The organism is Streptomyces sparsus, assembly GCF_054776295.1.
This window is the reverse complement of the sequence record NZ_BAAHCA010001028.1, coordinates 1-1,599: the sequence shown is the minus strand read 5'-3', so window position 1 is coordinate 1,599 and position 1,599 is coordinate 1. Positions and strand designations below refer to the sequence as shown.

At 71.3% G+C, this 1,599-nt stretch carries 1 protein-coding gene; it reads right to left on the bottom strand.

All coding sequences use genetic code 11. From position 1 onward, the window contains the following. Positions 1-97 precede the first annotated feature (97 nt). Complete coding sequence (locus ACYVE9_RS26015) at positions 98-1,429, bottom strand: ABC transporter substrate-binding protein (RefSeq protein WP_461030344.1); 1,332 nt, start codon at positions 1,427-1,429, stop codon at positions 98-100. Positions 1,430-1,599: the final 170 nt, after the last annotated feature.

The following is a 1,599-nucleotide window of genomic DNA, read 5'->3' as shown; positions in this document are numbered from 1 at the left end:
CCCCGGCCCCGCCGCCGCGGGTTGTCCTTCGCGGCGGCGGGCCCCGAGGCGGGCCCCGGGGGAGGGGCGGGAGCGGTCACAGTCATCTGCCGCTGCCTCAGCTCTTGAACGCCTTGGCTGCCGCGGCTTCCAGCTTCTCCGCGGCGGCCTCGGGGTCGGACGGGTCGCGGAGGAAGTCCTGGAGCAGCTTCCACTCGCCGGCGCCCTTGGTGCCGCCGAACGCCGCCGGGGCCTGGTCCGACATGTCGAACCGCACCGAGTCACCCGCGTCGATGAGGGACTTGGCGGTCTCCCGGGTGGTGTCGTCGGAGTACTGGTCGAGCGCAAGTTCCTTGTTGGGGGAGAGGTAGCCGCCCGCCTCGGCCCACACGGCCGCCGCCTGCGGGGTGGCCAGGAACTCCATCAGGCGCATGGCGCCCTTCTGGTTCTCGCCGTCCTTCAGCACCACGGCCGCGTCGCCACCGCTGACCACGGGCGCGTCCCCGCCCTCGACGGGCGGGAAGGGGAAGAACTTGGCGTCCTCGCCGAGCTTCTTGCCGAACTCGTCCTTGGCTATGCCGCCGACGAAGTCACCCTCGTAGACCATGCCGGCCTTCGGCTCGGGGCCGAAGACGTGCTCGACGGAGGTGGGGAAGTCGGTGCGCAGCGCGCCCTTGGCGCCCCCGGCGACCAGCTCCTTGTCGGCGAACAGCTCACCGAGTGTGGTCAGCGCCTTGACGACGGTGTCGTCGGTCCACGGCATGGCGTGCGCGGCCAGCTTGTCGTAGTTGGCGGGCCCCGCCTGGGAGAGGTAGATGTTCTCGAACCAGTCGGTGAGCGTCCAGCCGTCCTGACCGGCGACGGCGAAGGCGGGAGTGCCGGAGTCGGCGAGGGTGCGGCCGGTCTCCAGCAGCTCCTCGTAGCTCTTCGGCTCGTCGACGCCGGCCTGCTCGAAGGCCTCCGGGCTGTACCAGACCGTCGACTTGTGGGCGGCCTTGAAGTACAGCCCGTAGTAGGTGCCGTCGACCGTGCCGTAGTCCTTCCAGACGTTGGCGAAGTTGTTGGTGGCGGCCATCTCCGTCTTCTTCGACAGCGGCTTCAGCCAGTCCTCCTCGGCGAACTGCTGCAACACGCCGACCTGCGGCACCATCACGACCTCGGGCGCGTTGCCGCCCTCGATCTTGCTGCCGACGAAGGTGGACACGTTGTCGCCGGTGGACACGAACTGCGTCTTCGCGCCGGTCTCGGCGGAGAAGGCGTCGAGCACCTTCTGGAAGTTCTTCTGCTCGCTGCCCGTCCAGACGCCGGCCACGGTCACGGTCTGGCCGCTGAGTTCGCCGTCGCCCTCACCGGCCGGCCCGGTGGGGTCGTCACCGCAGGCGGTGGCGCCGAGTGCGAGGGCGAGGGTGGCGGCTCCGGCGGCTGCTGCGCGTCGGGTGGGTCGTCTCATGGTGGTGTCCCTTCCTGGGGAGGTGAGCGGGGAAGTGCGGTGGTGTGCGGTGACGGCCGGGGTGCGTGCGGCATCGCGACCGACGTGGTGCCGGGTGGTGGTGCGGGCTGCGCTGTTCCACGGGGGCGGGAACCGCGCCGGGCCGGTGCCGGCCGCGGGTGCGGCCGGCC

Bases quoted from the DNA above. Each gene is read 5' to 3' on its own strand.
- ACYVE9_RS26015 (WP_461030344.1), bottom strand. From the start codon at position 1,429: ATGAGACGACCCACCCGACGCGCAGCAGCCGCCGGAGCCGCCACCCTC.